The organism is Curvibacter sp. PAE-UM (assembly GCF_001432305.1).
GTDB lineage: Bacteria > Pseudomonadota > Gammaproteobacteria > Burkholderiales > Burkholderiaceae_C > Hylemonella.
The window spans coordinates 351,596-378,374 of record NZ_KQ483358.1 but is presented as its reverse complement, the minus strand read 5'-3'; the positions used below and the strand labels follow the sequence as shown (position 1 = coordinate 378,374).

Genomic DNA, 26,779 nt, shown 5'->3' with positions numbered 1-26,779 from the left:
TCCCCCCCCGTTCCCTTCGGGTTGTGGCTAAAAAAGCCATGCGGGGTGTTGCGCGGACTTGCCGGGGTGTGACCCCGGCGGCGCCCACGCGCCTACCGCATGACTTTTTTGATCCACAACGCATCTTGAGAAATCAGTGTGAACAGGCCCTGATTGCAAATTTGTAGCATCCACGGCACGCCAGACGTGGCACGGCGGCCAATGTGAATTAGACTCCAGGCATACCTGGAACATCAGCGATGGCCAAGGAACCCACCCACAAGCTCGCCTCCGGCGACACCGCCTACCTCTACCGCGCCACCATCGGCCCGCGCGCACAGGATTACTACCTGCGTCACTTCGCCCGTTTCGACGGCGAGGGCAAGGCGGGCAGCAGCTGGAACTGGGCGGCCTACTGGAGCACCTTCAACTGGCTGGTATATCGCCGGATGTGGGGCTGGGCCCTGGCTTATGTGGCGGCCCTGTTCGGCACGGCGCTGCTGATCTTCGGCGTGGGCAAGCTGCTGCTCAACTATTCCGACACCAGCGCCCTGCTGCTCTTCCTGCTGCTGCTGACGGTGGCCTTTGTCGTGCCGGGCCTGTATGCGAACGCCTGGTTCTACACCCACTGCAACGAGAAGATATCGGCCGTGCTGCGCACCTCGCCCGAGGTGAGGGACGCCGCCACCGTGCTGTCCCGCCAGGCGCCGGACAACCGTCGCCTGATGCTGCTGGGCCTGGGCAATGCGGTGCTGCTGGCGCTGGTGCTCGCGGTTTACAACGGTTTCCAGGGCGTCGACAGTGCGCTGCCCCAGCTGGCGGCGCGCGAGGAGCGTGCTCTGGCTGGCGGCCAGTCCGGCCAGGTTCGTGCGCTGGCCGCGGCCCCCGCAGTTGCCAAGAGCGAGCCGCAGGCGACAACAACACCCCCGCCGGCCACGGTGGCCAGCGTACCTGCTGCGGCACCGGCGCCAGCCACTGCGGTGGTGCTTGCTGCGCCCGAGGCGCCACGTGTGGCCCAGGCCGCGAGCGCGCCACAAACACCTTCGACAGCCCGGCCCGCGACAACCGGCAAGCCGGCCATGGTCAACGCCGCGGACCGCAGCGTGGCAGCGGCACCAGCCCGGCCGGAGCCTGCCGTGCCGCCTGCTCCCGCGCCACGCCCGGCGGCGACCGCCACCGCGGCGGTGGCTACGCCGGCACCGGCGGCCGCCCCGCGCCCGGCCCGTGCCGCCAGTGCGCCGCAACTGCGTTATGTCTGGGTGATCCAGGTGGGCGCCTACGCCCAGGAGGCCAACGCGCAGAAAGCGCTGGCCCAGGTGCAGGGCCTGGGGCTGGAGGCGGGCGCCGAATCCTTCGAAAGCCCCAAGGGCAAGCTGATGCGCGTGCGTGTCGGCCCCTTCATGCGCCAGGCCGAGGCCGACCAGGCCGCGTTGCGCATCAAGACGCTGGACTTGCCAGTTCTAGTAATCCGTCAACGCCCCTGAGCGCTCGCTGCGCGCCTCAGCGCATCCCGATCCGCACGTTCCCGAAGATGCCCTGCGCCTCGCGCGGCAGGCAGCGCCAATAGGGCTCGCTGGCCTGCACCTGGCCGCCCAGGGCCACGGCAGCTTCCCAGGGCCAACGCGGTTTGTAGAGCAGGGCGCGGGCGATGGCGATCAGGTCGGCGTCGCCGGCCTGCAATATTTCTTCGGCCTGTTTCGGATCGGTGATCAGGCCCACGGCGGTGGTCGGCAGGCCGCAGGCCTGGCGGACTTCCCGCGCATAAGGCACCTGGTAGCCGGGGCCCAGGGTGATCTTCTGCTGCGGCGAGACGCCAGCGGTGGAGACGTGCATGAAGTTGCAGCCCAGGGCCTTGAGCTGGCGCGAGAACTCGGCCGTCTGCTGCCCGTCCCAGCCGTCCTCGACCCAGTCGGTGGCCGAGACGCGCACACCCAGCGGGCCGTCGAAGACGGCGCGCACGGCGGTGAACACTTCCAGCGGAAAACGCATGCGGTTCTCCAGGCTGCCACCGTAGTTGTCCGTGCGCTGGTTGGACAGGGGCGAGAGGAACTGGTGCAGCAGGTAGCCGTGTGCGGCGTGCAGCTCGATGGCGTCGATGCCGATGCGCTGCGCACGCTTTGCGGCTGTCACGAAAGCCTCGCGCACCTGGACCAGCTGGGCCGCCGACATGGCCGCGGGCGGCGGCTCGTCGGGCAGCTGTGGCAGGGCCGAGGGTGCCAGCGGCAGCCAACCGCCCTGGGCCGGGCTCAGCAGTCCACCGCCATGCCAGGGCGCGGCGCTGGAGCCCTTGCGCCCGGCGTGGGCGAGCTGGATGCAGACCGGCATGGGCGGCGCTAATCTGCGCGCGCGCTGCAGCGTGTCGCCCAAAGCCTGTTCCGTGTGCTCGTTCCACAGGCCCAGGCAGTGAGGGGTGATGCGGCCGTCGGGCGTGACGCCCGTGGCCTCGATGGTGAGGAGACCGGCGCCACTGTTGAGCAGGCTGGCCCAGTGCGCGAGATGCCAGTCGGTCGCCGCGCCGTCAACGGCCGAGTACTGGCACATGGGCGCGATGACGATGCGGTTGGCGAGAGCAAGGGGGCCGCGCGGGGCGGGCAGATCAAAGGGGGAGAAGAGCAGACTCACGGCAGATGGGGGTGGGTGGTGGATGGAAGATTTTGGCATGATGACTGCAACCGCCCTGCGGCGCGCACAGCGCTGCCGCAAGACCCATGGCGGAACCCACAAGGTGTGATGCATGCAGAACCTGAATGAAGCCGTGACGCTCTATCCCGCGCTGGGTGAGGTCACGCCCACGCTCGCCTCGCTCGGTGCTTCGGTGCTGGAGGTGCCGGCCGGGGCCGTGCTGTTCGACGAAAGCGCGCCGTGTCAGGGTTTTCCGCTGGTGCTGTCGGGTGAGGTGAAGGTCTCGCGCAGCTCGGGCGAAGGGCGCTTCCTTGAGTTGTACCGCGTGGTGCCCGGCGAGCTTTGCCTGGTGTCCAGCGCCTGCCTGTTCCGCGGTTTGCCGCTTTCGGCGCAGGGCGTGACGACCCGGCCGACACGCCTGCTGCTGATTCCCCCCGAGACCTTCCGGCGCTGGCTGGAGACGCCACGCTTTCGCGATGAGGTGTTGGGGCTGTTCGCGGAACGCATGGCGGACCTGACCAGCCTGATCGAGGCGATCGCGTTTCACAAACTGGACCAGCGCCTGGCCCGCGCGCTGCTGGGGCGTGGCCAGGACCTGGCCCTGACGCACCAGGCACTGGCCGATGAACTGGGTACGGTGCGTGAGATGGTCACCCGCCTGCTGCGCCGTTTCGAGCGCGAGGGCTGGGTGCTGCTGGCGCGCGAGCACATCCAGATCCTCAACAGCGCCGCCCTGCGTACGTTGGCCGCCTCCGCCTCGTCGTCCTGACCGTGTGTGCCCAGGCTCTGTGACACAGGTCACAGACGTCGGGACGGGTCGGGCGTCCAATGAACCATCGTTTCACCATCACAAAGGAACCCTCATGAAAACGAACGAAGGAAACATCGACCGCGTGCTGCGCGTTGTCGCCGGACTGGTGCTGATCGGCCTGGCGGCCACCGGTACGGTGGGTGTCTGGGGCTGGATCGGCGTGGTGCCCCTGGCCACCGGGGCCCTGGGCTGGTGCCCCCTGTACACGCTGCTGGGCGTCAGCACCTGCCCGCTGAAGCGATAACACACGCCTGCAGCCCCGCCACTTGCAGGCGGGCTGCTTGATGCACATCAAGGGGGCAGAGGCCCCCTTGGCGTTTTTTTGGACTCCGTCTGGTGCGGGCGATGCGGACATGGAACAATGACCGCAACGATGAAAATCCAAGCCTGCCTGCTGCTGCTTTGCCTAGGCCTCGCGCCCGCCGTTCCGATGGCGGCATCCCCGGAGCCTCCTGCCGGCACGTCGGTGTCCCGGCCCGTGTTGCCGGTGCGAGATCTGGTGGTGGAGTTGCGCCAGATCGAGGAAGGCAGCGCCGGTTATGTGGTGGGTACGCGGCCGCAGGCACCGTTGATGGCACCGCAGCAACTGCAGGTACGCAACGGCAGCCAGGCGCGGCTGAGCTGGGGCCAGGCCATTCCCATGCAGTGGGTGCAGTCCGTCAACGCCGCCGGTCCCATGACGGGGGCGGGCGTGAAGCAGGGCCTGACCTGGCTGCAGGCCGGGCAGACCTTCATCGTGCGGCCGCGCTGGCCGGGCGGCCAGCAGGCGGCCAGCGTGGACATCGAAGTGCAGACGGCCAGTGTCGAGGCCCGGCCCGGCGCCGAGCTGCCGACGCAGCAGCGCGGCGAGGTGGTCACCACGGTGCAGGCCCCGCTGGGGCAATGGGTGACCATTGCCCGCAGCGGCAGCAGCACGCCGCCCGGCACCTACCGCAGCGATGCGGCCACGCAGCGCCCGCGCCTGTTGCAGCTGCGTGTTTCGCTGCCCTGATAAGTGCTATCGGAATCGGCCGCAGAATGTCACAATTCAATCATGACGCTCACCGAACTTAAATACATCGTCGCCGTGGCCCGCGAGAAGCATTTCGGTCGCGCGGCCGAAGCCTGCTTCGTCTCGCAGCCCACGCTGTCGGTGGCGGTGAAGAAGATCGAGGAAGAGCTGGAGGTCAAGCTCTTCGAGCGCAGCGCCAACGAGGTGACGGTCACGCCGCTGGGCGAGGAGATCGTGCGCCAGGCGCAGGCCGTGCTGGAGCAGGCCGCCAGCATCAAGGAGATCGCCAAGCGCGGCAAGGACCCGTTGTCGGGCCCGCTCAAGCTGGGCGTGATCTACACCATCGGCCCCTACCTGCTGCCCGACCTGGTGCGCCAGATGATCACGCACACGCCGCAGATGCCGTTGATGCTGCAGGAGAACTTCACGGTCAAGCTGCTGGAGATGCTGCGCACCGGCGAGATCGACTGCGCCATCCTGGCCGAGCCCTTCCCGGACGCCGGCCTGGCGGTGGCGCCGCTCTACGACGAGCCCTTTTACGCCGCCGTACCGGCCAACCACCCGCTGGCGAAGAACGACAGCATCAGCACCGAGGAGCTCAAGGCCGAGACCATGCTGCTGCTGGGCACGGGCCACTGCTTCCGTGACCACGTGCTGGAGGTCTGCCCCGAGTTCGCGCGCTTCTCCAGCAATGCCGAGGGCATCCGCAAGAGCTTCGAGGGTTCCTCGCTGGAGACCATCAAGCACATGGTGGCCGCCGGCATGGGCGTGACCCTGGTGCCGCGCCTGAGCATCCCCAAGTCTGCGCTGCTGCCCAAGGGCAAGGCCAGGGGCAACGGCCAGGAGGACAGCTTCATCAAGTACCTGCCCTTCGGCGGCGAGGCGCCGACGCGCCGTGTGGTGCTGGTGTGGCGGCGCAGCTTCACGCGCTACGAGGCCATCGCCTCGCTGCGCAATGCCGTCTATGCCTGCGAGCTGCCGGGTGTCAAGCGTCTGTCGGAGTGAGTATTTCCATCCAGGAGTGACCATGGCCAAGAACACCGCCCCCGCCATCAACATCGGCATCAGCGAGAAAGACCGCGCGGCCATTGCCAAGGGCCTGAGCCACCTGCTGGCCGACACCTACACGCTCTACCTGACCACGCACAACTTCCACTGGAACGTGACGGGTCCGATGTTCAACACCCTGCACACCATGTTCATGACGCAGTACACCGAGTTGTGGACTGCGGTGGACCCGATCGCCGAGCGCGTCCGCTCGCTGGGGCATCCCGCGCCCGGTTCCTACGCCCAGTTCGGCAAGCTGGCCTCGGTGCCCGACGCCCCGGCCAAGCCGCCCAAGGCGCTGGAGATGGTGCGCATCCTCGTGCAGGGCCACGAGGCAGTGGCACGCACGGCACGCAGCCTGTTCCCGCTGGCCGACAAAGCCGGTGACGAGCCCACCGCCGACCTGCTGACCCAGCGCCTCACGGTGCATGAGCAGACGGCCTGGATGCTGCGTTCGCTGCTGGAGGAGTAAGCCCTTTGCCCGGCTGCGACGGGCGGCGTGGCCGCCCGATTCTTTTGGTGCCTTGCTCCTGACCCATGCGCGAGAAATTCCACCTCTATCTCGACCTGATCCGCTGGGACCGGCCCGCGGGTTGGCTGTTGCTGCTCTGGCCCAGTTTGAGCGCGCTGTGGGTGGCGGCTGGCGGTTTCCCGGGCTGGCACCTCGTGACGGTGTTCGTGCTCGGCACCATCCTCATGCGCAGCGCGGGCTGCTGTCTCAACGACGTGGCCGACCGCGACTTCGACAAGCATGTGAAGCGTACCGCGCAGCGGCCGGTGACGGCGGGCAAGGTCTCGGTGCGTGAGGCGCTGACGCTCGGCGCGGTGCTGGCGCTGCTGGCCTTCGGCCTGGTGCTCACGACCAACCGCGTGGCGGTGGCCTGGTCTTTCGCGGCGCTGGCCGTGGCCATCATCTATCCCTATGCCAAGCGCTTCTTTGCCATGCCGCAGGCCGTGCTGGGCGTGGCCTTCAGCTTCGGCATTCCCATGGCTTTCGCCGCCGTGCGTGGCGAGGTGTCGGCGCTGGCCTGGGGGCTGCTGATCGGCAACCTGTTCTGGGTGCTGGCCTATGACACCGAGTACGCCATGGTCGATCGGGATGACGATCTGCGCATCGGCATGAAGACCTCGGCCATCACGCTCGGACGCTGGGACGTGGTGGCGGTGACGAGCTTCTATGTGGTTCAGCTGTTGCTGTGGACCGTGTTGCTGGTCGAGCGCATGGCGCCCTGGCCCTGGTTTCTGGCCCTGGTGGTGGCCACGGCCCAGGTGGTCTGGCACCACCGCCTGATCCGCGGGCGCACACGCGAAGGCTGTTTCAAGGCCTTCCGCCTGAACCACTGGCTGGGCTTCACGCTGTTCGCCGGCATCGTGGCCGGTTACGCGTTGCGCTGAACCCGATCAATCTTTCCCGAACTCGACGCCCAGTTCGTGTGCGCGCCGCTCGGCCGCGTGCAGTGCTTTCCCGAACAGCGCCTTCATCTGACTCTCGTCCATGCTCGTGAGGGCCGCGTAGGTTGTGCCACCCTTGGACGTGACGCGCTGGCGCAGCACTTCGGGCGGCTCGCTTGAGGCCTTGGCCAGCGCGCTGGCGCCGCGGAAGGTTTCCACGGCCAGCTTGTAGGCCTGCTCGGCGGGGAGCCCCATCTCGGTGCCGGCGCTGGTCATGGCTTCCAGGAAATAGAACACATAGGCCGGACCGGAGCCCGAGAGTGCGGTCACGGCGTCGAGCTGCTCCTCGCGCTCCACCCAGAGCGATTCGCCCATGGTGGCGGTCACGCTTTCGATCAGCGTGCGGTCCTGTGCCGTGACGCCGCCGCGCGCGTACAGGCCGGTCATGCCCAGGCCGATGAGCGCCGGGGTGTTCGGCATGCTGCGCACCACGCGCTCGCTGCCCAGCCAGCGCGCAATGCTGCCGCTGGGGATGCCGGCGGCCACGCTCAGGTGCAGGGCGCCGACCACGTGCGCGCGCACCGGCACGGTGGCTTCCCTGAAGGTCTGCGGCTTGGTGGCCCAGACCACCAGGCCGACCCCCTGAAGAAAAGCCCCGGCCTGTTCGTGGGCGACGATGCCAAACTTGTCTTTCAGCGCCTGGCGCGCTTCGGCAAAGGGCTCGACCACTTCGAAGGACGAGGCCGGCCGACCCTGCTTGATCAGGCCGCCGATGATGGCGCTGGCCATGTTGCCGCCGCCGATGAATGCAATGCGTTCGCTCATGTGTTGTTCCTGGGTCGCCCAAGGTGAAATCCGGGTGTGGATTGTCGCAGTTTGCGATAACCTGCTGCCTCATGGACCACATCCTCGCCCTCGACCAGGGCACCACCAGTTCGCGTGCTTTGGTGTTCGACCGCCATGGTGCAGTCGTCGCGCTGGCGCAGCAGGAATTCAGCCAGCATTTCCCCCGGGCGGGTTGGGTCGAGCACGACGCGCAGGAGATCTGGCGCAGCCAGTTGGCCGTGGCGCGTCAGGCCCTGCAGCGGGCGGGGCTGGAGGCCCGGCAGCTGCGCGCGCTGGCCATCACCAACCAGCGCGAGACCACGGTGCTGTGGGACCGCCGCACGGGCGAGCCGGTGGCGCCGGCCATCGTCTGGCAGGATCGCCGCACGGCCGCGTTGTGCGACAGCTTGCGCCCGCGTTGGGCGGCACGCATCCAGCGCAAGACGGGGCTGGTGCTCGACGCCTATTTCTCGGCGACCAAGCTGCAGTGGTTGCTGGACCACGTGCCCGGCGCGCGCGCGCGGGCCGAAGCGGGTGAGCTGGCCTTCGGAACCATCGACAGCTGGCTGCTGTGGAACCTGACGGGTGGCAGCGTGCACGCCACCGACGCCAGCAACGCCGCGCGTACCCTGCTGTTCAACATCCACACCCTGCAGTGGGACGAGGACTTGCTGCGGCTCTTCAACATCCCGCGTGCCGTGCTGCCGCATGTGCACGCCTCCAGCGGCGTGTTCGGCGAGACCGAGGCCAGCCTGCTGGGTGCGGCCGTGCCGGTGGCCGGCATCGCGGGCGACCAGCAGGCCGCCACTTTCGGCCAGGCCTGTTTTGCGCCGGGCATGGCCAAGAACACCTATGGCACCGGCTGTTTCATGTTGATGAACACGGGGGACTCGGCCATCACCAGCCAGCACCGCCTGCTGGGCACCGTGGCCTGGCTGGGCCCGCACACGCCGGCCTGTTATGCGCTGGAGGGCTCGGTTTTCATGGCCGGCGCCACCGTGCAGTGGCTGCGCGATGGCCTGCAGATCATCCAGTCGGCCGGTGAGGTCGAGGCCCTGGCGGCTGGCGTGCCCGACACGCAGGATGTCTACCTGGTGCCGGCCTTTGCCGGCCTGGGCGCGCCCGACTGGGACGGCCATGCGCGTGGCACCCTGGTGGGCATGACACGCGGCACCACACGCGCCCATATCGCGCGCGCCGCGCTGGAGGCCATTGCCCTGCAGACGGCCGATGTCTTCCACGCCATGGGTCAGGATGCCGGCGTGCCCTTGCGCGAACTGCGCGTGGACGGCGGTGCCAGCCGCAACGATTTGCTGATGCAGATGCAGGCCGACTATCTGGGTGTGCCCGTATTGCGCCCGGCGCTCACCGAGACCACGGCTTTCGGCGCTGCGGGCCTCGCCGGTCTGGCCAGCGGCCTGTGGTCCGGCGCCGACGAGTTGTCGGCCCTGTGGCGTTTGCAGCGCCGTTTCGAGCCGCGGCTGCCGGCGGCGGCCCGGCGGGCCAAGCTTGCGCGCTGGCGCGAGGCGGTGGACCGTGCGCGCGGCTGGGCCCGGGGCTGAGCATGCAGGCCTCGACACCCCTACCCACACGGCGGGCCGATCTATTGGCGCGGCTGGCCGAACCCCGTACCTGGGACCTGGCCGTCGTGGGGGGCGGCGCCACCGGCCTGGGGGTGGCGCTGGACGCCGCAGCGCGCGGCCTCTCGGTCGTGCTGCTGGAGTCGCACGATTTCGCCAGCGGTACGTCCTCGCGCTCGACCAAGCTGCTGCATGGCGGTGTGCGCTACCTGGCGCAGGGCAATCTCTCGCTGGTGCGGGAGGCGCTGCACGAGCGCAGCACCGTGCTGCGCAACGCGCCGCACCTGGCATCCAAGTTGTCTTTCATCATGCCGTCCTATGCCTGGTGGCAGACGCCCTTCTACGGCATCGGGCTCAAGCTTTACGACCTGTTGGCAGGCCGTGCCGGCCTGGGCGCAACGAGTTTCCTGGGCCGCGCGCAGACGCTGACCGCCCTGCCCAACCTGCAGCCCGCGGGTTTGTGCGGCGGTGTGTCGTACTGGGACGGCCAGTTCGACGATGCACGCCTGGCGCTGGCGCTGGCACGCACGGCCGCGCGTGAGGGCGCGCTGTTGCTGAACTACTGCGCGGTGACGCAACTGCTGCACGAAGACGGTCGGGTGGCGGGCCTGCGCTGCGAGGATCGCGACAGCGGGCAGGGCTACGCGGTGCGTGCGCGCTGCGTCGTCAACGCCACCGGGGTCTGGGTTGACGCGCTGCGCCAGCTCGACGGCGCCGCCCTGGGGCGCAGCGTCGGCCCGGTGGTGGCGCCCAGCCAGGGCGTGCACGTGGTGGTGGACCGGGATTTCCTGCCGGGTGAGCACGCACTGCTGGTGCCGAAGACGGCTGACGGCCGGGTGCTGTTCGCCGTGCCCTGGCTGGGCAAGCTGGTGCTGGGCACCACGGACACGCCGCGCAGCGACCTGCCGCGCGAACCGCGGCCCTTGCGCGCCGAGCTCGATTTCATCCTGGGCGAGGCGGCGCGTTACCTGGCGCGCGCGCCGACCCGCGCCGATGTGAAGAGCATCTGGGTCGGCCTGCGCCCCCTGGTCCGGCCGGCGGGCGACGATTCTGACACCGGGAGTCTGAGCCGCGAACACACGGTGCTGGTCAGCGCCGCGGGCCTGGTCACCGTGACCGGTGGCAAATGGACCACCTACCGCGCCATGGCCGAGGACGTGCTGGCGCGTTGTTTCCAGGCCGGGCTGCTGCCTGAAAAGCCGGCAGGTGTGAGTGAGCAGCTGAAACTGGTGGGGGCAGAGCCGGCTGGGAACGCCCCAAGTCCGGCCATGTCTGCCCCGGCGGGCCCTCATATATATGGCAGTGAGTTGGCCCTGCTCCAGACCCTGCCGGGGGCGGGGCGGGCGTTGGCACCGGGCCTGGATGAGGCCATGGTGCGGTTTGCGGCTAGATATGAGTATGCGCTAACTGTCGAGGATGTCCTTGCCCGGCGATCCCGCCTTCTTTTCCTAGACGCGGCTTTGGCCGCATCATTGGCGCCACGGGTGGCGGCCATCCTGGCCGAGGAGACGGGGCGAGCCCCCGCGCTGGACGACTTCCTGGGCTTGGCCCGGGACTATTTAAGCTGGCCGTCCGAACAAGACGCTTGACGACCCGCTAATTGTTTGGCACAATTGCGGGCTTCGCTTGAAAAAGCTGAAGTTTCTGCCCAGCGGAAGCGGCGTGAGTGGTTCATGCCAGGGACGACGGGCCCAAGACTGACCGGTTTGCCTTGTGCTTACTGGTGCAAGTTGGGAATATTGAAATGATCCAGACTGAATCTCGGTTAGAAGTCGCCGACAACACCGGCGCGAAGTCCGTTTTGTGCATCAAGGTGCTCGGCGGTTCCAAGCGTCGCTACGCCAGTGTTGGCGATGTCATCAAGGTGAGCATCAAGGAAGCCGCTCCGCGTGGTCGCGTCAAAAAAGGCGAGATCTACAGCGCTGTGGTGGTCCGTACCGCCAAGGGCATCCGCCGTGGCGATGGCTCGCTGGTCAAGTTCGACGGCAATGCCGCCGTGCTGCTCAACAACAAGCTGGAGCCCATCGGCACCCGCATCTTCGGCCCGGTCACGCGCGAATTGCGTACCGAGAAGTTCATGAAGATCGTGTCCCTGGCTCCTGAAGTTCTCTAAGGACACGGCCATGAACAAGATTCGCAAAGGCGACGAAGTCATCGTCCTCACCGGGCGCGACAAGGGCAAGCGCGGCACGATCGCGCTGCGCAAGGACGACACCCATGTGTTGGTCGAGGGCGTGAACACGGTGAAGAAGCACACCAAGCCCAACCCCATGAAGGGTACGACCGGCGGCATCGTGGAGAAGTCCATGCCCATCCACCAGTCCAACGTGGCCATTTTCAATGCGGCGACCGGCAAGGCCGACCGCGTGGGCATCAAGCTGCTGGCTGACGGCAAACGCGTTCGCGTTTACAAGTCCAGCGGCGAAGAAATCAAGGTGGCATAAACATGGCACGTCTGCAACAACACTATCGCGAGAAGGTGGTCCCCGAGTTGACCGCCAAGTTCGGCTACAAGTCGCCCATGCAGGTGCCGCGCCTGACCAAGATCACCCTGAACATGGGTGTGAGCGAGGCCGTCGCCGACAAGAAGGTCATGGACAACGCCGTTGGCGACCTGACCAAGATCGCCGGCCAGAAGCCGGTCGTGACCAAGGCCAAGAAAGCCATCGCCGGTTTCAAGATCCGCGAAGGCCAGGCCATTGGCTGCATGGTGACCCTGCGTGGCGTCCAGATGTACGAGTTCCTGGACCGTTTCGTCACCGTGGCCCTGCCCCGCGTGCGTGACTTCCGTGGTATCTCCGGTCGCGCCTTCGATGGCCGTGGCAACTACAACATCGGCGTCAAAGAACAGATCATCTTCCCCGAAATCGAATACGACAAGGTGGATGCCCTGCGTGGTCTGAACATCAGTATCACGACGACGGCCCGGACGGACGAAGAGTGCAAGGCACTGCTCGCCGGCTTCAAATTCCCCTTCAAGAACTGAGGTGACCTGTGGCTAAAGTAGCTTTGATCGAGCGCGAGCTCAAGCGAGACAAACTGGTCGCCAAGTACGCGAAGAAACACGCGGAACTCAAGGCCATCGCCAGCGACATGAAGCGCAGCGACGAAGAGCGTGCAGCAGCCCGTCTGGGTCTGCAGAAGCTGCCGCGCAACGCCAACCCGACGCGCCAGCGCAACCGTTGCGCCATCACCGGCCGTCCGCGTGGCACGTTCCGCCAATTCGGTCTGGCTCGCGCCAAGATCCGTGAGTTGGCTTTTGCCGGTGACATCCCCGGTGTCACCAAGGCCAGCTGGTAAGCGACAGGAGATTTGAGATGAGCATGAGTGATCCCATCGCCGACCTGCTGACGCGTATCCGTAACGCGCAGATGGTGGCCAAGACCTCCGTGTCGGTGCCCTCTTCCAAAGTGAAGATCGCCATCGCGCAGGTACTGAAGGACGAGGGCTACATTGACGGCTTCCAGGTGAAGTCCGAAGGTGGCAAGTCCGAACTTGAAATTGCCTTGAAGTACTACGCCGGTCGCCCGGTGATCGAGCGCATCGAGCGCGTGAGCCGTCCCGGCCTGCGCGTGTACAAGGGCCGCGACGCCATCCCCCAGGTCCAGAACGGTCTGGGCGTGGCCATCGTGACCACCCCCAAGGGTGTCATGACCGATCGTAAGGCTCGCGCTACCGGTGTCGGCGGCGAAGTGCTTTGCTACGTGGCCTAAGGCATTGAGGAGAAACTGAAATGTCGCGCGTAGGAAAAATGCCTGTAGCCATCCCGACCGGGGTGGATGTCTCGATCAAGGCTGATCAGATCAGCGTCAAGGGTGCCGGTGGCACGCTGTCGCTGACCCAGTCGGCCCTGGTCAAGGTGAGCAACGAGGGTGGCAAGCTGAGCTTCGCCCCCGCGAACGAATCCCGTGAAGCCAATGCCATGAGCGGCACCATGCGTCAGCTGGTGAACAACATGGTCAACGGCGTGAGCAAGGGCTTCGAAAAGAAGCTGACGCTGATCGGCGTGGGTTACAAGGCCCAGGCCCAGGGCGCCAAGCTGAACCTGGCCGTGGGTTACTCCCATCCGGTGAACATCGAGATGCCCGCGGGCATCACGGTGGCCACCCCGGCCCCCACGGAAATCGTGATCAAGGGTGCAGATCGTCAGCGTGTCGGTCAGATCGCCGCTGAAATTCGTGCCGTTCGTCCTCCCGAGCCCTACAAGGGCAAGGGCATCCGTTATGCGGATGAGAAGGTCACGATCAAAGAGACCAAGAAGAAATAAGGAGCTGCACCATGATGACCAAGAAAGAGCAGCGTCTCCGCCGGGCCCGTCAGACCCGCATCCGCATTGCAACGCAAGGCGTGGCCCGTCTGACCGTGACCCGCACCAATTTGCATATCTACGCCAGCGTGATCTCCGGCGACGGCGCCAAAGTTCTGGCCAGTGCATCCACGGCCGAAGCCGACGTGCGCAAGTCGCTCGGCGCCTCGGGCAAGGGTGGCAATGCCACCGCAGCCCAGTTGATCGGCAAGCGTATCGCCGAGAAGGCCAAGGCGGCCGGCGTCGAGACGGTGGCGTTTGACCGCTCAGGTTTTGCGTACCACGGCCGCGTCAAGGCGCTGGCCGATGCGGCACGTGAAGCTGGCTTGCAGTTCTAAGCAGATCGGAATTAAAGATGGCTAAAGTTCAAGCAAAGATGCAGGGCAAAGGGGCCGAGGGTCCTGAGGACGGCCTGCGCGAGAAGATGATCGCGGTCAACCGCGTGACCAAGGTGGTCAAGGGTGGCCGTATCCTGGGTTTCGCAGCACTGACAGTGGTCGGTGACGGCGACGGTCGCGTCGGCATGGGCAAGGGCAAATCCAAGGAAGTGCCGGCTGCCGTGCAGAAGGCCATGGAAGAGGCCCGCCGCAACATGCTCAAGGTGTCGCTCAAGAACGGCACCTTGCACCACCAAGTGATGGGCCGTCACGGTGCCGCCAACGTCATGATGGCGCCGGCACCCAAGGGTACCGGCATCATCGCCGGCGGCCCGATGCGCGCCATTTTCGAAGTGATGGGCATCACCGACATCGTGGCCAAGAGCCACGGTTCGACCAATCCCTACAACATGGTTCGTGCCACGCTGGACGCGCTGAGCAACTGCAGCACCCCTGCGGGTGTGGCAGCCAAGCGCGGCAAGACCGTTGAAGAACTCTTCGCTTAATCGGGAGTTTCAGACATGACTACGCAACAAACCGTCAAAGTGCAGCTGGTTCGCAGCCCGATCGGCTGCAAGGAATCGCACCGTGCCACCGTACGTGGCCTGGGCCTGCGCAAGCTGAACAGCGTCAGCGAACTGCAGGATTCGCCTGCTGTGCGCGGCATGATCAACAAGATCAGCTATCTGGTCAAGGTTCTCTGAGAGGCTGATGATGGAACTCAATAGCATCAAGCCCGCAGCGGGCGCCAAGCACGCCAAGCGTCGCGTCGGTCGCGGCATCGGCTCCGGCCTGGGCAAGACCGCAGGTCGCGGCCACAAGGGTCAGAAATCCCGTTCGGGCGGCTACCACAAGGTCGGTTTCGAAGGCGGCCAGATGCCCATGCATCGCCGTCTGCCCAAGCGCGGCTTCAAGTCGCATCTGCTCAAGTACAACGCCGAGATCACTCTCAGTGCGCTGGAGCAGCTGGGCGCTGACACTGTCGATATTCTGACGCTCAAGCAGGCCGGTCTGGTCGGCGAGCTGGCCAAGGTGATCAAGGTCATCAAGTCCGGCGAGATCAAGAAGGCTGTCAAGCTCAATGGCATCGGTGCCACCGCTGGCGCCAAGGCTGCCATCGAGGCAGCCGGCGGCAGCGTGGCCTGAAAACTGGATCGAGAGTAGAACCAAGTGGCAACGAACGCGGCTCAGATTGCAAAAACCGGCAAGTACGGCGACCTGCGTCGCCGGCTGGTATTTTTGCTGCTCGCACTGGTGGTGTACCGCATTGGCGCGCACATTCCGGTGCCGGGCATCAATCCGGACCAGCTCAAGGCCTTGTTCGACGGCCAGCAGGGCGGCATCCTGAACCTGTTCAACATGTTCTCGGGTGGCGCGCTGTCGCGCTTCACGGTGTTTGCGCTGGGCATCATGCCGTACATCTCGGCATCGATCATCATGCAGCTGCTGACCTACGTGCTGCCCGCCTTCGAGCAGATCAAGAAGGAAGGCGAAGCCGGCCGTCGCAAGATCACCCAGTACACGCGCTATGCAACGCTGGGTCTGGCGATTTTCCAGTCGCTCGGCATTGCCGTGGCGCTGGAGAGCTCGCCCGGCCTGGTGATGGCCCCCGGTTTCGGCTTCCGCATGACGGCCGTCGTTACCCTGACGGCCGGTACCATGTTCCTGATGTGGCTGGGTGAGCAGATCACCGAGCGTGGCTTGGGCAATGGCATCTCGATCCTGATCTTCGGCGGTATCGCCGCAGGTCTGCCGGGCGCGATCGGTGGCTTGCTGGAGCTGGTGCGTACCGGCGCCATGAGCATCATCGCCGCCTTGATCATCGTGACGCTGGTGGTCCTGGTGACCTACTTCGTGGTGTTCGTCGAGCGTGGCCAGCGCAAGATCCTGGTGAACTATGCGCGGCGCCAGGTCGGCAACAAGGTCTATGGCGGCCAGTCCTCGCACCTGCCGCTCAAGCTGAACATGGCCGGTGTGATTCCGCCCATCTTCGCTTCGTCGATCATCCTGCTGCCGGCCACCGTGGTGAGCTGGTTCAGCAGCGGCGATTCGATGCTGTGGCTCAAGGACATCGCCAGCAGCCTGACTCCGGGGCAGCCCATCTATGTGATGCTGTACGCCTCCGCCATCGTGTTCTTCTGTTTCTTCTACACGGCGTTGGTGTTCAACAGCCGTGAGACGGCCGACAACCTGAAAAAGGGTGGTGCCTTCATCCCGGGCATCCGTCCGGGTGACCAGACCGCCAAGTACATCGACCGCATCCTGTTGCGTCTGACGATGGCCGGTGCGATCTACATCACTTTCGTCTGTCTGCTGCCCGAGTTTCTGATTCTGAAGTACAACGTGCCGTTCTATTTCGGCGGCACCTCGCTGCTGATCATCGTGGTGGTGACCATGGATTTCATGGCTCAGGTGCAGAACTACATGATGTCGCAGCAATATGAATCGCTGCTGAAGAAAGCCAATTTCAAGGCGACGCCAGGTGTCTGAAAGAGATGGCGAAAGACGATGTGATTCAGATGCAGGGCGAGGTGGTGGAGAACCTGCCGAACGCGACCTTCCGCGTGAAGCTGGAAAACGGCCACATCGTCCTGGGACATATTTCCGGCAAGATGCGGATGCATTACATCCGTATCCTGCCGGGTGACAAAGTGACTGTCGAGTTGACGCCTTACGACTTGACGCGAGCACGGATCGTATTCAGGGCCAAATGAATTTGCAGGTTCCGGATAGTCTGGGATCAGGCGTTAGAAGTTTTAGGAGAGTGAAATGAGAGTTTCGGCTTCGGTCAAAAAAATTTGCCGCAACTGCAAAATCATCCGCCGCAAGGGTGTGGTGCGCGTGATCTGCACGGATCCCCGCCACAAGCAGCGTCAAGGCTGATTGCAAGAGTTATAGAGGACGAAAATGGCACGTATCGCTGGCATCAACATTCCGCCGCATAAGCATGCAGAAATTGGCTTGACCGCCATCTTCGGCATCGGTCGCACGAGCGCTCGCAAGATTTGCGATGCCTGCGGCATTGCATATTCCAAGAAGATCAAGGATCTGACCGACTCTGATCTGGAAAAAATCCGCGACCAGATCGCCGGTATCACCATCGAGGGTGACCTGCGTCGCGAGACTACGATGAACATCAAGCGTTTGATGGACATCGGCTGCTACCGCGGCTTCCGTCATCGCCGTGGCCTGCCCATGCGCGGTCAGCGTACGCGTACCAATGCCCGTACCCGCAAGGGTCCGCGCAAGGGTGCCGCAGCACTGAAGAAATAAACTGGCATTGAAAGATCACCATGGCTAAAGCTCCCGCCAATAATGCCGCGCAGCGTGTGCGCAAGAAGGTTCGCAAGAACGTGGCTGACGGCGTCGCCCACGTGCACGCCTCCTTCAACAACACCATCATCACGATCACCGATCGCCAGGGCAACGCCCTGTCCTGGGCCTCGTCTGGTGGCCAGGGCTTCAAGGGTTCGCGAAAATCCACACCGTTCGCCGCCCAGGTGGCGTCCGAAGTGGCTGGCCGCGCTGCCATGGAGCAGGGTATCAAGAACCTCGATGTCGAGATCAAGGGTCCCGGTCCTGGTCGTGAATCTTCGGTGCGTGCTTTGGCCGCACTGGGCATTCGCATCAACCTGATCTCCGATGTGACGCCGGTGCCGCACAACGGCTGCCGTCCGCAGAAGCGTCGCCGCATCTAAGCGGTACGCACTTTTTTAACAAGCCCACCGCCACCGGCATTGCGCTGGTGGCTCCCGCAGGCAACTGCGGAAGTTGACATAGAAGGAAGTTCAAGTGGCACGCAATCTCGGCCCCAAGGCCAAACTCTCCCGCCGCGAAGGCACCGACCTGTTCCTCAAGAGCGCCCGCCGCTCGATCAGCGACAAGGCCAAGTTCGACTCCAAGCCCGGCCAGCACGGCCGCACCTCGGGTGCCCGCACCTCCGACTTCGGTCTGCAGCTGCGTGAAAAGCAGAAGGTCAAGCGCATGTACGGCGTGCTGGAGCGCCAGTTCCGCCGTTACTTCGAGGAAGCCGATCGCCGCAAGGGCAACACCGGTGCCAACCTGCTGTTCCTGCTGGAGTGCCGTCTGGACAACGTCGTGTACCGCATGGGTTTCGGTTCGACCCGCGCCGAAGCACGTCAGATGGTCTCGCACAAGGCGATCACCGTGAACGGCAATTCCGTGAACATCCCGTCGTACTCGGTCAAGGCCGGCGACGTGATTGCCGTGCGCGAAAAGTCGAAGAAGCAGAACCGCGTGGTGGAAGCGCTGCAATTGGCACAACAGGTCGGCATGCCGGCCTGGGTTGAGGTGAATCTGGACAAGGCCGAAGGCGCCTTCAAGAAAGTGCCCGATCGCGACGAATTCGGGTCCGATATCAACGAATCGCTGATCGTCGAGTTGTACTCGAGGTAAACAAGGTGAAACGAGGTTGCTGTGCAACCTCGGCCTTGGAGTTTTTCGTCCCTGGTCGGGAGGCATCCCGGCCAGGCGCTTCACCAGCCTTACCGGTGTAACGAGCCGGGGGTATTGACAGGAAGTCTGCATGCAAACCAGTCTGCTGAAACCCAAAGCAATCAACGTCGAACAACTCGGCCCGAACCGCGCCAAAGTGGCGCTGGAGCCGTTTGAGCGTGGCTATGGCCATACCCTGGGCAACGCGCTGCGCCGCGTCCTGCTGTCGTCGATGCCGGGTTATGCTGCCACGGAGGTGACCATCGCCGGCGTGCTGCACGAGTACTCGTCGATCGACGGCGTGCAGGAGGATGTGGTCAACATTCTGCTGAACCTCAAGGGTGTGGTGTTCAAGCTGCACAACCGTGACGAAGTCACGCTGAGCCTGCGCAAGGACGGCGAAGGCGTCGTCACCGCTGCTGACATCCAGACCCCGCACGATGTCGAGATCATCAACCCCGACCACGTGATCGCCACGCTGTCGGCCGGTGGCAAGCTCGACATGCAGATCAAGGTCGAGAAGGGCCGCGGTTATGTGCCGGGTACCATGCGCCGTTACGGCGACGAGCCGACCAAGTCGATCGGCCGCATCGTTCTGGACGCTTCGTTCTCCCCGGTCAAGCGCGTGAGCTATACCGTCGAGAGCGCCCGCGTCGAGCAGCGTACCGACCTGGACAAGCTGGTCGTCGAGATCGAGACCAACGGCGCCATCACTGCTGAAGACGCCGTGCGCGCTTCGGCCAAGATCCTGGTGGAACAGCTGGCCGTGTTTGCCCAGCTCGAGGGCAGCGAGCTCGCCGCCTTTGACGCACCGGCACCGCGTAGCGGCAGCCAGTTCGATCCGATCCTGCTGCGTCCGGTCGACGAACTCGAACTGACCGTGCGTTCGGCCAACTGCCTGAAGGCCGAGAACATCTATTACATCGGCGACCTGATCCAGCGCTCCGAGAACGAACTGCTCAAGACCCCGAACCTGGGTCGCAAGTCGCTCAACGAGATCAAGGAAGTGCTCGCTTCCCGCGGTCTGACCCTGGGCATGAAGCTCGAGAACTGGCCGCCGGCCGCGCTCGAAAAGCGGTAAACAAGGTGATAACGAGGCTGCTGAAGCAGCCTCGCCCGTTGATTTTTTAGAAGACCCGGAACCCCGGGTCGTGTGCACCGGGCAGTACCTGATACGGCTGCCTGTTTATATAAAGAAAGGAAAGCACCATGCGTCACGGACACGGTCTCCGTAAACTCAACCGCACCAGCGAGCACCGCCTCGCCATGCTGCGCAACATGATGAATTCGCTCATCGAGCACGAAGTCATCAAGACCACGGTCCCCAAGGCCAAGGAACTGCGTCGCGTGGTCGAGCCCATGATCACCCTGGCCAAGGAAGCCACGCTGGCCAACCGCCGCCTGGCGTTTGACCGCCTGCGTGACCGCGACAGCGTCACCAAGCTGTTCAACGACCTCGGCCCGCGTTTCAAGACGCGTCCGGGCGGCTACACCCGCATCCTGAAGATGGGTTTCCGCGTGGGTGACAATGCCCCCATGGCCCTGGTTGAACTGGTGGACCGTCCTGCTGAATCTTCTGAGACAGCCAAGGCAGAATAAGCTATAATGCTAGATTACCGCGCGATGGAGCAGCCTGGTAGCTCGTTGGGCTCATAACCCAAAGGTCGGAGGTTCAAATCCTCCTCGCGCAACCAACAAGGAAAAGCCCTCTTCTGAGGGCTTTTCTGCTTCTGGGCACTGTAACAAGCAGTGTCGTGAATGTAGGAGCCAGGCCAAAAGCCCGCTCCCCCTTCTTGGAACTACATATGACCACTCGCCGCCAATTCGGCCTGGCCGCAGCTTCGCTGCTGGCTGTCCCCACTCTGCTGAAGGCCCAGGGTAATAACAAGATCATCCTTGGCCAGTCGGCTGCCTTCACGGGGCCCGCAGCGGAACTGGGTATCCAGTTCCATCAGGGCGCCAGGATCTGGTTCGACCAAGTCAATGCCCAGGGCGGCGTCGCCGGCAAGACCATCGAGATCAAGACCCTGGACGACGGCTACGAGCCTGATCGTTGTGCCGCCAATACACAGAAGCTGATCTCCGAGGACGTGTTTGCGCTCTTCGGCTACATCGGCACGCCGACCAGCCTGGCAGCGCTGCCGCTGCTGAGCAAGGCGCAGGTGCCCTTCATTGCGCCCTTCACGGGTGCCATGGGTCTGCGCGAACCCTTCAACAAGCAGGTCTTTCACCTGCGTGCTTCGTACAACGACGAGACGGCGCTGATCGTCAGGCAGCTCACCAACCTGGGCCTGAAGAAGATTGCTGTTTTCTACCAGAACGACGCCTACGGCAAGGCGGGCCTGGATGGCGTGACACTCGCGCTGGAAAAGCTGAGTCTCAAGCCCGTGGCCACGGCCACGGTAGAGCGCAATTCGGTAGACGTGGCAGCTGCCGTGCGCACGATCAACGCAGCCGGGCCGGACGCCGTGGTGCAGATCAGTGCCTACAAGTCCTGTGCAGCCTATATCCGTGCAGCCCGCAAAGCCGGTTTCGGCGGCACCTTCTTCAACGTGTCCTTTGTCGGCACGCAGGCCCTGGCCGACGAGCTGGGCAAGGACGGTGCCGGCGTGGTGGTGTCGCAGGTCATGCCCTCGCCTTACTCCCTGGCGCGCCCGATCGCCCGCGAGTTTTCCGAAGCGGTGAAGAAGGCCGGCGGTAATGCGCAGGCCAACTTCTCCAGCATGGAAGGCTACCTGGCCGCCAAGGTCGTGACCGAAGGGCTCAAGCGCGCCGGGACACGCATGAACAGCCGCGAAGGCCTGATCCAGGGCATCGAAGCCATCGGCAGCCAGAGCCTGGGCGGCTTCCAGCTCAACTTCTCGGCCAGCCAGCACGTTGCGTCGAGCTTTGTCGAGCTGTCCATGCTGACCGGCGACGGACGGGTACGTACCTGAAGCAGACCGGGGAATTACCCCGGATGACAAGGGGGTAGCCGTCCGCATAGACTCTCTCCCATGAAGGTCATCGACTCCATCGTCGCCCAGGCCGCCGGCATGGCAGCCATCCGGCGCGACATTCACGCCCACCCGGAGCTCTCTTTCGAGGAGAAACGCACCGCCGAACTGGTCGCAGCCAAGCTGACGGAATGGGGTATCCCCGTGCACCGCGGCCTGGCCGGCACCGGCGTGGTGGGCGTCATCCGGCAGGGCCATTCCCCGCGTGCCATCGGCCTGCGCGCCGACATGGACGCCCTGCCCCTGCAGGAGAGCAACACTTTTTCCCACACCAGCCGGCATGACGGCAAGATGCACGCTTGCGGGCACGACGGCCATACAGCCATGCTGCTGGCCGCAGCCCAGCATCTGGCGCAGCAGCGCAATTTCGATGGCACGGTCTACCTGATCTTCCAGCCGGCCGAAGAAGGCGGCGCTGGGGCCAACGAGATGATCAAGGACGGCCTCTTCGAAAAGTTTCCGATGGACGCCGTGTTCGGCATGCACAACTGGCCCGGCATGAAGGCCGGCACCTTTGCGCTGAGCCCGGGGCCGGTCATGGCGTCGAGCAACGAGTTCAAGATCACCATCCGCGGCAAGGGTGGGCATGCGGCCATGCCGCACAACGCGGTGGATCCGGTGCTGGTGGCCTGCCAGATGGTGCAGGCCTTCCAGACCATCATCAGCCGCAACATCAAACCCATCGACGCTGGTGTGATCTCGGTCACCATGATCCATGCGGGGCACGCCAGCAACGTGATCGCTGACAGCTGCGAACTGCAGGGCACGGTGCGCACGTTCACACTGGAAGTGCTGGACCAGATCGAGGCGCGCATGCGCGAGGTGGCCGAGCACACCTGTACCGCCTTTGGCGCGCGCTGCGATTTCGAGTTCGAACGCAACTACCCGCCCACCATCAATGCCGAGCAGGCAGTGGCCTTCGCGCGCAAGGTCATGGCTGACATCGTTGGCGAGGACCATGTGCTCAAGCAGGAACCCACCATGGGCGCCGAAGACTTCGCCTACATGCTGTTGGCCAAGCCGGGTGCCTATGCCTTTATCGGCAATGGTGACGGCGTGCACCGCGAGATGGGGCATGGGGGTGGCCCCTGCACCCTGCACAACCCGAGCTACGACTTCAATGACGAACTCATCCCGCTGGGGGCGAGCTACTGGGTGCGGCTGGCCGAGGCCTGGCTGGCGCCGCAGCGCTGACGCAGCTTCAGCGTGGCAGGCAGAAACCGCGGTGGGCGGCGATCTGTAGCAGACCGTCAAAAATCAGCGTGTCGACCAGCTCGAAGGGTGTGGACAGGCTGGGTGCCATCTTCCAGCCGGCACCACCGGCCATGACGCACCATGGCTCGGCACCACAGTGCTCGCGCACATGATCGACCATGCGCTCCATGGCGCCTGCAATCGCGTAGGTGCCGCCGCTGGTCAGCGCATCGCTGGTGTTGGTGGGAAAGGGGCGCACTTCGCCTGTGGGGACGTGCAGGCCGGCGGTGCCGGATTCGAGCGCGCGCAGCATGATGCCGTGGCCCGGCAGGATGTAGCCGCCCAGGAACTTGCCATCCGGATCGATGGCTTCCACCGTGACCGCCGTGCCGACCATGGCCACCACGATGGGGCGGGGCGGCCCCATGGCCAGCATGCCGTGCCAGGCGCCGATCATGGCCACCCAGCGGTCCGGGCCGAGCCGTGCCGGATGGTCGTAGCCATTGCTCAGGCCGGCTTCCTGCCCGCTGGAGATGACCCAGTGTGGCGAGACGTCCCAGTGCTCCATCTGCGCCTCGACGCGGTGCTTGACCGCGTCACTGGCGACCACGCAGCCCAGCATGCAGCTGGGCGACGGCAGTCCGGCCCAGGCCGATTCGGCCAGGCGGTCGATGTGATCCAGGAATTCTGCCCCCTGGGCCAGGACCTGTGCGCCGGGCTGTGGCGCGTCGTACAGGGCCCACTTGAGACGGGTGTTGCCAACGTCGATGGCGAGAAAAGACATGGTTTGTGATCCGTTGGCGACGGCTCAGATCATAAAGGAAGCTCTTGGATCAGCCCTGGCGCCAGGGCAGGCCGTGGTAACGCCAGCCCCCCTTGCGGCCGCGATGCGCCAACTCGTCCGGGTCGCCCTCGAAACCTTCAAGGATGTTGTAGGCCTCCAGGCCGAGTTCCGTGGCGCGACGCGCAGCGGCAATCGACCGCACCCCGCTGCGGCACAGCAAAACGGTTTTCTGGCCGGTGGCCACGGCGGCACGCAGGCCCGCGTCGAAATCAGGGTTCGCGACCATGCCGGGCCATTGTTTCCAGGCCAGCGCGACACTCCCGGGCACGAACCCCACCCACTCGCGTTCCGCGTCGCTGCGCACGTCGACCAAGACGGCCTCACCGGCCTGCACCCATGACCAGGCCAACTGCGGTGTGATATTGCCCGCGTAGCCCTCGGCCGGGCGAACGGCCATGAGCGCAGCGCCATCGGCATCGTGACGCAGGCCGGATTGCAGGTTGGCCGGCACGGCTTCATCGATACGCCTGGGCCGGGGCAGGTTCAGGTTGTCCATGATGGCCTTGAACTCGGCCAGCGATTTGCCGGCCACCCGCGCATTGCCCGCCTTCTCGGCGCCGATGGTTGAGTGGCTGCGACCCTGGTAGTCGTGGCCAGGCCAGACCACGGTGTCGTCCGGCAGCGCGAACAGCACCTGGGTCAGGCTGTTGTAGAGCGCATCGGCACTGCCGGATTGGAAATCAGTGCGACCGCAGCCGTTGATGAGCAGGGTGTCGCCGGTGAAGACGTGGTGCTGTCCTTCGGACTCCCAGACATAGCTCATGCTGCCGGCGGTGTGTCCGGGGGTGTGCAGGGCGCGAATGTGCTGGCGGCCGAAGCGAAGCTCGGCGCCGTCCTGCAACTGGATGGCCGCCGTGCGGATGCCGCAGGCCTCGGGCGCGGCGGTCCGGGCGCCGGTGTGTTCCACCAGCAGGCTGGCGCTGGTGACATGGTCGGCATGGGCGTGGGTCTCCACCACCAGCATGAGCTGGAGGCCGTATTCGCGCAGCACGCCCAGGTCGCGCCCGAGCTGCTCGTCGACCGGATCGATGATGAGCGCCTCACGGCTATCGGTGTCGAACAGCAGGTAGGTGTAGGTACTGGAGGCGGGATCGAAGAGCTGGATCGGGTTCATGGTGCGTAGGGCATCCGGGCCGGATGCAGTAACAGTCCCCAAGGATACGCAAAAAAAGCGAGGGCCGCGTCACCGGGATGACGCGGCCCTCGCTGCCTTGCGGCAGAGCGGGATCAGACGATCTTGACGCTCAGGTTGGGCAGGCCGTCGATGTGCATCTCGATCACGTCGCCACGCACCACCGGGCCCACGTTCTCCGGTGTGCCCGAGTAGATGATGTCGCCGGGGAAAAGCTCATTGGCCTGGGAGAGCTGGCTGATCTGCTCGGCCACCGACCAGATCATCTGGTTGAGGTTGGCGTTCTGCTTGGTCTGGCCATTGACCTTGAGCCAGATGTTGCCCTTGGTGAAGTGCTCGACCTTGCCGAGCTTGTGCACGGCGCCGATGGGCGCCGACTTGTCGAAGCTCTTGCCGATTTCCCAGGGCTTTTTCTGGTCACCCATGGCGCGCTGCAGATCGCGTCGTGTCATGTCCAGGCCCAGGGTGTAACCGTAGACCAGATCGAGCGCCTTTTCCACCGGGATGTTGCGTCCGCCCTTGCCCAGGCAAGCCACCAGTTCCGCTTCGTAGTGGTAGTTCTTGGTCAGCGAAGGGTAGGGGTGGTCGGCCACGGTGCCGGCAGCCACGTGCTGGATGGCGTCGGTCGGCTTCTGGAAGAAAAAGGGCGGTTCGCGGTCCGGGTTGGAGCCCATTTCAATCGCATGGGCCCGGTAGTTGCGGCCTATGCAATAGATGCGGCGCACCGGGAACATCTCGTCGCTGCCGACGATGGGGATGTAGGTGTCGCTGACCTCGAAGGGGGTCTTGGCCTTGTTCTGTGCCACGCCCGGCAGGGCGCAACCCGCCAGTGCACCGGTGGTGACCAGGGCCGTGTTCTGGAAAAAATGACGTCGATCCATGAAAGTCTCCTCGTTGGAAATGGTTTTGATGTGGGTGAGCACAACAGATTTGTACCAGTGTCTGCAGGGGAATGGGTATCGATTAGTGAAAACAGTTTCCCTGGAAGTGTGTGCAATATTGGTGAAAACCCCTAGGTGTATTCCACAGCGCACAGGCGCAGAATCCGGCCGGACAGTAAGTAAACTGATTGTTCTGTCCCCCCACTAGGAGATCACTTTGACCGATAACAAAACCCCCAATCGCCGCAGCCTGCTCAAGGGCGTTGCCGTCGCCGCTGGCGCCATGGCCGCCCCGATGGTTGCCACTGCACAGACCACCACCTCCCTGCGCTTCCAGAGCACCTGGCCGTCCAAGGACATCTTTCACGAGTACGCCAGCGACTTCGCCAAGAAGGTCAATGACATGGCCAGCGGCAAGCTCAAGATCGAAGTGCTGCCTGCCGGCTCCGTCGTGCCGGCCTTCCAGCTGCTCGAAGCCGTGAACAAGGGCACGCTGGACGGCGGCCATGGCGTGGTGGCCTACCACTACGGCAAGAACTCGGCCCTGGCCCTCTGGGGTTCCGGTCCGTCCTTCGGCATGGACCCCAACATGCTGCTGGCCTGGCACAACTACGGCGGCGGCAAGGCCCTGCTGGAAGAGATCTACAAGTCCATCAACATGGACGTCGTCTCCTACCTGTACGGCCCCATGCCCACCCAGCCCTTCGGCTGGTTCAAGAAGCCGATCACCAAGGTGGCCGACGTCAAGGGCACCAAGTTCCGTACCGTGGGCCTGGCCGTTGACATGTACACCGACATGGGTGCTGCAGTGAACCCGCTGCCCGGCGGCGAAATCGTGCCGGCCCTGGACCGCGGCCTGATCGACGGCGCCGAGTTCAACAACGCATCCTCCGACCGTCTGCTGGGCTTCCCCGACGTGGTGAAGAACTGCATGCTGCAGAGCTTCCACCAGTCCGGCGAACAGTTCGAAATCCTGTTCAACAAGAGCAAGCTCAACGCCCTGCCGGCCGAACTCAAGTCCATCATCGACTACGCCGTGCAGGCCGCCAGCGCCGACATGAGCTGGAAGGCGATCGAGCGCAATTCCAAGGACTACATCGAGCTCAAGAAGGCCGGTATCAAGTTCTACAAGACCCCGAACGCCGTGCTGCAGGCGCAGCTGGCCTCCTGGGACAAGATCATGGCCAAGAAGGGCGGCGAGAACGCGCTGTTCCAGAAGGTGCTGGATTCGCAGCGTGCCTACGCAGAGCGCGCCACCCAGTGGCAGAGCGACTACACCGTCGATTTCAAGATGGCTTCCAACCATTACTTCGGCAAGAAGACCGCCAAGAAGGCCTGATGGCCTGA

Annotated in this window: 35 protein-coding genes, 1 tRNA gene and 1 pseudogene; 31 read left to right on the top strand and 6 right to left on the bottom strand. The window is 64.6% G+C overall.

Annotated features, from left to right (window positions below; genetic code table 11):
* The first annotated feature begins 239 nt into the window (after window positions 1-239).
* On the top strand, window positions 240-1,463 hold the full coding sequence (locus tag AO057_RS01855; protein ID WP_057674025.1) for an SPOR domain-containing protein: 1,224 nt from the start codon (window positions 240-242) through the stop codon (window positions 1,461-1,463).
* A 16-nt stretch (window positions 1,464-1,479) separates the two neighbouring features.
* Here AO057_RS01855 and AO057_RS01850 read toward each other — a convergent pair whose 3' ends face one another.
* Entirely contained in the window at window positions 1,480-2,601 is a 1,122-nt protein-coding gene (locus tag AO057_RS01850) for an NADH:flavin oxidoreductase/NADH oxidase (protein ID WP_057674024.1), read from the bottom strand.
* Between the two features lie 112 nt (window positions 2,602-2,713).
* Here AO057_RS01850 and AO057_RS01845 point away from each other — a divergent pair, with 112 nt between their 5' ends.
* From AO057_RS01845 to ubiA, 6 genes are all read left to right on the top strand, one after another.
* Window positions 2,714-3,370 carry a Crp/Fnr family transcriptional regulator gene (locus AO057_RS01845; protein ID WP_057674023.1) on the top strand — a complete coding sequence of 219 codons (657 nt, stop codon included), beginning with the start codon at window positions 2,714-2,716 and terminating at the stop codon, window positions 3,368-3,370.
* Between the two features lie 94 nt (window positions 3,371-3,464).
* Complete coding sequence (locus tag AO057_RS01840; RefSeq protein ID WP_057674022.1) at window positions 3,465-3,656, top strand: YgaP family membrane protein; 192 nt, start codon at window positions 3,465-3,467, stop codon at window positions 3,654-3,656.
* Window positions 3,657-3,842: 186 nt separating this feature from the next.
* Window positions 3,843-4,403: a type II and III secretion system protein gene (locus tag AO057_RS01835; RefSeq protein ID WP_168163346.1), complete on the top strand. Its 561-nt coding sequence runs from the start codon at window positions 3,843-3,845 to the stop codon at window positions 4,401-4,403.
* A 42-nt stretch (window positions 4,404-4,445) separates the two neighbouring features.
* Window positions 4,446-5,408 (top strand): LysR substrate-binding domain-containing protein, encoded by a 963-nt coding sequence (locus AO057_RS01830; RefSeq protein WP_057674020.1) that lies wholly within the window; start codon window positions 4,446-4,448, stop codon window positions 5,406-5,408.
* A gap of 22 nt (window positions 5,409-5,430) precedes the next feature.
* Complete coding sequence (locus AO057_RS01825) at window positions 5,431-5,922, top strand: Dps family protein (RefSeq protein WP_057674019.1); 492 nt, start codon at window positions 5,431-5,433, stop codon at window positions 5,920-5,922.
* 65 nt (window positions 5,923-5,987) lie between these two features.
* Complete coding sequence (gene ubiA / locus AO057_RS01820) at window positions 5,988-6,845, top strand: 4-hydroxybenzoate octaprenyltransferase (RefSeq protein WP_057674018.1); 858 nt, start codon at window positions 5,988-5,990, stop codon at window positions 6,843-6,845.
* Between the two features lie 6 nt (window positions 6,846-6,851).
* Here ubiA and proC read toward each other — a convergent pair whose 3' ends face one another.
* Window positions 6,852-7,667: a pyrroline-5-carboxylate reductase gene (proC, locus tag AO057_RS01815; protein WP_057674017.1), complete on the bottom strand. Its 816-nt coding sequence runs from the start codon at window positions 7,665-7,667 to the stop codon at window positions 6,852-6,854.
* A gap of 71 nt (window positions 7,668-7,738) precedes the next feature.
* Between proC and glpK the strand changes: the two genes are divergently transcribed.
* From glpK to AO057_RS01700, 23 genes are all read left to right on the top strand, one after another.
* Window positions 7,739-9,229: a glycerol kinase GlpK gene (gene glpK, locus AO057_RS01810; protein WP_057674016.1), complete on the top strand. Its 1,491-nt coding sequence runs from the start codon at window positions 7,739-7,741 to the stop codon at window positions 9,227-9,229.
* Window positions 9,230-9,231: 2 nt separating this feature from the next.
* A complete protein-coding gene (locus tag AO057_RS01805; RefSeq protein WP_057674015.1) occupies window positions 9,232-10,836 on the top strand; it encodes a glycerol-3-phosphate dehydrogenase/oxidase in 1,605 nt (534 codons plus the stop codon).
* Window positions 10,837-10,991: 155 nt separating this feature from the next.
* Window positions 10,992-11,360 carry a 50S ribosomal protein L14 gene (gene rplN / locus AO057_RS01800; protein WP_057674014.1) on the top strand — a complete coding sequence of 123 codons (369 nt, stop codon included), beginning with the start codon at window positions 10,992-10,994 and terminating at the stop codon, window positions 11,358-11,360.
* A gap of 10 nt (window positions 11,361-11,370) precedes the next feature.
* Window positions 11,371-11,691 carry a 50S ribosomal protein L24 gene (gene rplX / locus AO057_RS01795; RefSeq protein ID WP_057674013.1) on the top strand — a complete coding sequence of 107 codons (321 nt, stop codon included), beginning with the start codon at window positions 11,371-11,373 and terminating at the stop codon, window positions 11,689-11,691.
* Window positions 11,692-11,693: 2 nt separating this feature from the next.
* A complete protein-coding gene (rplE, locus tag AO057_RS01790) occupies window positions 11,694-12,233 on the top strand; it encodes a 50S ribosomal protein L5 (RefSeq protein ID WP_057674012.1) in 540 nt (179 codons plus the stop codon).
* 8 nt (window positions 12,234-12,241) lie between these two features.
* A complete protein-coding gene (gene rpsN, locus AO057_RS01785) occupies window positions 12,242-12,547 on the top strand; it encodes a 30S ribosomal protein S14 (RefSeq protein ID WP_057674011.1) in 306 nt (101 codons plus the stop codon).
* Window positions 12,548-12,564: 17 nt separating this feature from the next.
* Window positions 12,565-12,960: a 30S ribosomal protein S8 gene (rpsH, locus tag AO057_RS01780; protein WP_057674010.1), complete on the top strand. Its 396-nt coding sequence runs from the start codon at window positions 12,565-12,567 to the stop codon at window positions 12,958-12,960.
* Window positions 12,961-12,980: 20 nt separating this feature from the next.
* Window positions 12,981-13,514 (top strand): 50S ribosomal protein L6, encoded by a 534-nt coding sequence (rplF, locus tag AO057_RS01775; protein ID WP_057674009.1) that lies wholly within the window; start codon window positions 12,981-12,983, stop codon window positions 13,512-13,514.
* Window positions 13,515-13,525: 11 nt separating this feature from the next.
* Window positions 13,526-13,891, top strand: coding sequence for a 50S ribosomal protein L18 (gene rplR, locus AO057_RS01770; protein WP_057674008.1), 366 nt, complete (start codon window positions 13,526-13,528; stop codon window positions 13,889-13,891).
* A gap of 17 nt (window positions 13,892-13,908) precedes the next feature.
* A complete protein-coding gene (rpsE, locus tag AO057_RS01765; RefSeq protein ID WP_057674007.1) occupies window positions 13,909-14,436 on the top strand; it encodes a 30S ribosomal protein S5 in 528 nt (175 codons plus the stop codon).
* Between the two features lie 15 nt (window positions 14,437-14,451).
* Window positions 14,452-14,634 (top strand): 50S ribosomal protein L30, encoded by a 183-nt coding sequence (gene rpmD / locus AO057_RS01760; RefSeq protein WP_057674006.1) that lies wholly within the window; start codon window positions 14,452-14,454, stop codon window positions 14,632-14,634.
* A gap of 10 nt (window positions 14,635-14,644) precedes the next feature.
* On the top strand, window positions 14,645-15,076 hold the full coding sequence (rplO, locus tag AO057_RS01755; RefSeq protein ID WP_057677136.1) for a 50S ribosomal protein L15: 432 nt from the start codon (window positions 14,645-14,647) through the stop codon (window positions 15,074-15,076).
* Window positions 15,077-15,100: 24 nt separating this feature from the next.
* Complete coding sequence (gene secY / locus AO057_RS01750) at window positions 15,101-16,420, top strand: preprotein translocase subunit SecY (protein WP_057674005.1); 1,320 nt, start codon at window positions 15,101-15,103, stop codon at window positions 16,418-16,420.
* A gap of 5 nt (window positions 16,421-16,425) precedes the next feature.
* The gene (infA, locus tag AO057_RS01745; RefSeq protein ID WP_006297869.1) at window positions 16,426-16,644 is read left to right on the top strand and encodes a translation initiation factor IF-1; all 219 of its coding nucleotides are present in this window, start codon (window positions 16,426-16,428) and stop codon (window positions 16,642-16,644) included.
* A 55-nt stretch (window positions 16,645-16,699) separates the two neighbouring features.
* The gene (gene rpmJ, locus AO057_RS01740) at window positions 16,700-16,813 is read left to right on the top strand and encodes a 50S ribosomal protein L36 (RefSeq protein ID WP_011481465.1); all 114 of its coding nucleotides are present in this window, start codon (window positions 16,700-16,702) and stop codon (window positions 16,811-16,813) included.
* Between the two features lie 24 nt (window positions 16,814-16,837).
* Complete coding sequence (gene rpsM / locus AO057_RS01735) at window positions 16,838-17,203, top strand: 30S ribosomal protein S13 (protein ID WP_057674004.1); 366 nt, start codon at window positions 16,838-16,840, stop codon at window positions 17,201-17,203.
* A 20-nt stretch (window positions 17,204-17,223) separates the two neighbouring features.
* On the top strand, window positions 17,224-17,628 hold the full coding sequence (gene rpsK, locus AO057_RS01730) for a 30S ribosomal protein S11 (RefSeq protein ID WP_057674003.1): 405 nt from the start codon (window positions 17,224-17,226) through the stop codon (window positions 17,626-17,628).
* Between the two features lie 94 nt (window positions 17,629-17,722).
* A complete protein-coding gene (rpsD, locus tag AO057_RS01725) occupies window positions 17,723-18,346 on the top strand; it encodes a 30S ribosomal protein S4 (RefSeq protein WP_057674002.1) in 624 nt (207 codons plus the stop codon).
* A gap of 130 nt (window positions 18,347-18,476) precedes the next feature.
* On the top strand, window positions 18,477-19,466 hold the full coding sequence (gene rpoA, locus AO057_RS01720) for a DNA-directed RNA polymerase subunit alpha (RefSeq protein ID WP_057674001.1): 990 nt from the start codon (window positions 18,477-18,479) through the stop codon (window positions 19,464-19,466).
* Between the two features lie 128 nt (window positions 19,467-19,594).
* Window positions 19,595-19,984, top strand: coding sequence for a 50S ribosomal protein L17 (gene rplQ, locus AO057_RS01715; RefSeq protein WP_057674000.1), 390 nt, complete (start codon window positions 19,595-19,597; stop codon window positions 19,982-19,984).
* An 18-nt stretch (window positions 19,985-20,002) separates the two neighbouring features.
* Window positions 20,003-20,079 (top strand) — tRNA-Met (locus AO057_RS01710).
* A gap of 111 nt (window positions 20,080-20,190) precedes the next feature.
* Window positions 20,191-21,321, top strand: a complete 1,131-nt coding sequence (locus AO057_RS01705) for an ABC transporter substrate-binding protein (protein ID WP_057673999.1) — start codon at window positions 20,191-20,193, stop codon at window positions 21,319-21,321.
* Window positions 21,322-21,381: 60 nt separating this feature from the next.
* On the top strand, window positions 21,382-22,575 hold the full coding sequence (locus AO057_RS01700) for a M20 aminoacylase family protein (protein ID WP_057673998.1): 1,194 nt from the start codon (window positions 21,382-21,384) through the stop codon (window positions 22,573-22,575).
* A 7-nt stretch (window positions 22,576-22,582) separates the two neighbouring features.
* Here the strand turns inward: AO057_RS01700 and AO057_RS01695 are convergent, their stop codons facing one another.
* From AO057_RS01695 to AO057_RS01685, 4 genes and pseudogenes are all read right to left on the bottom strand, one after another.
* Entirely contained in the window at window positions 22,583-23,359 is a 777-nt protein-coding gene (locus AO057_RS01695; RefSeq protein WP_057673997.1) for a type III pantothenate kinase, read from the bottom strand.
* 49 nt (window positions 23,360-23,408) lie between these two features.
* Window positions 23,409-23,816 carry a rhodanese-like domain-containing protein gene (locus AO057_RS18170; RefSeq protein ID WP_240480809.1) on the bottom strand — a complete coding sequence of 136 codons (408 nt, stop codon included), beginning with the start codon at window positions 23,814-23,816 and terminating at the stop codon, window positions 23,409-23,411.
* A gap of 204 nt (window positions 23,817-24,020) precedes the next feature.
* Window positions 24,021-24,533: pseudogene (locus tag AO057_RS18165) on the bottom strand (MBL fold metallo-hydrolase); the annotation flags it as partial.
* A 113-nt stretch (window positions 24,534-24,646) separates the two neighbouring features.
* Window positions 24,647-25,432, bottom strand: a complete 786-nt coding sequence (locus tag AO057_RS01685) for a fumarylacetoacetate hydrolase family protein (protein ID WP_057677135.1) — start codon at window positions 25,430-25,432, stop codon at window positions 24,647-24,649.
* A 217-nt stretch (window positions 25,433-25,649) separates the two neighbouring features.
* On the opposite strand from AO057_RS01685, the gene AO057_RS01680 reads away from it, so the two are divergent.
* On the top strand, window positions 25,650-26,771 hold the full coding sequence (locus AO057_RS01680) for a TRAP transporter substrate-binding protein (protein WP_057673995.1): 1,122 nt from the start codon (window positions 25,650-25,652) through the stop codon (window positions 26,769-26,771).
* Window positions 26,772-26,779: the final 8 nt, after the last annotated feature.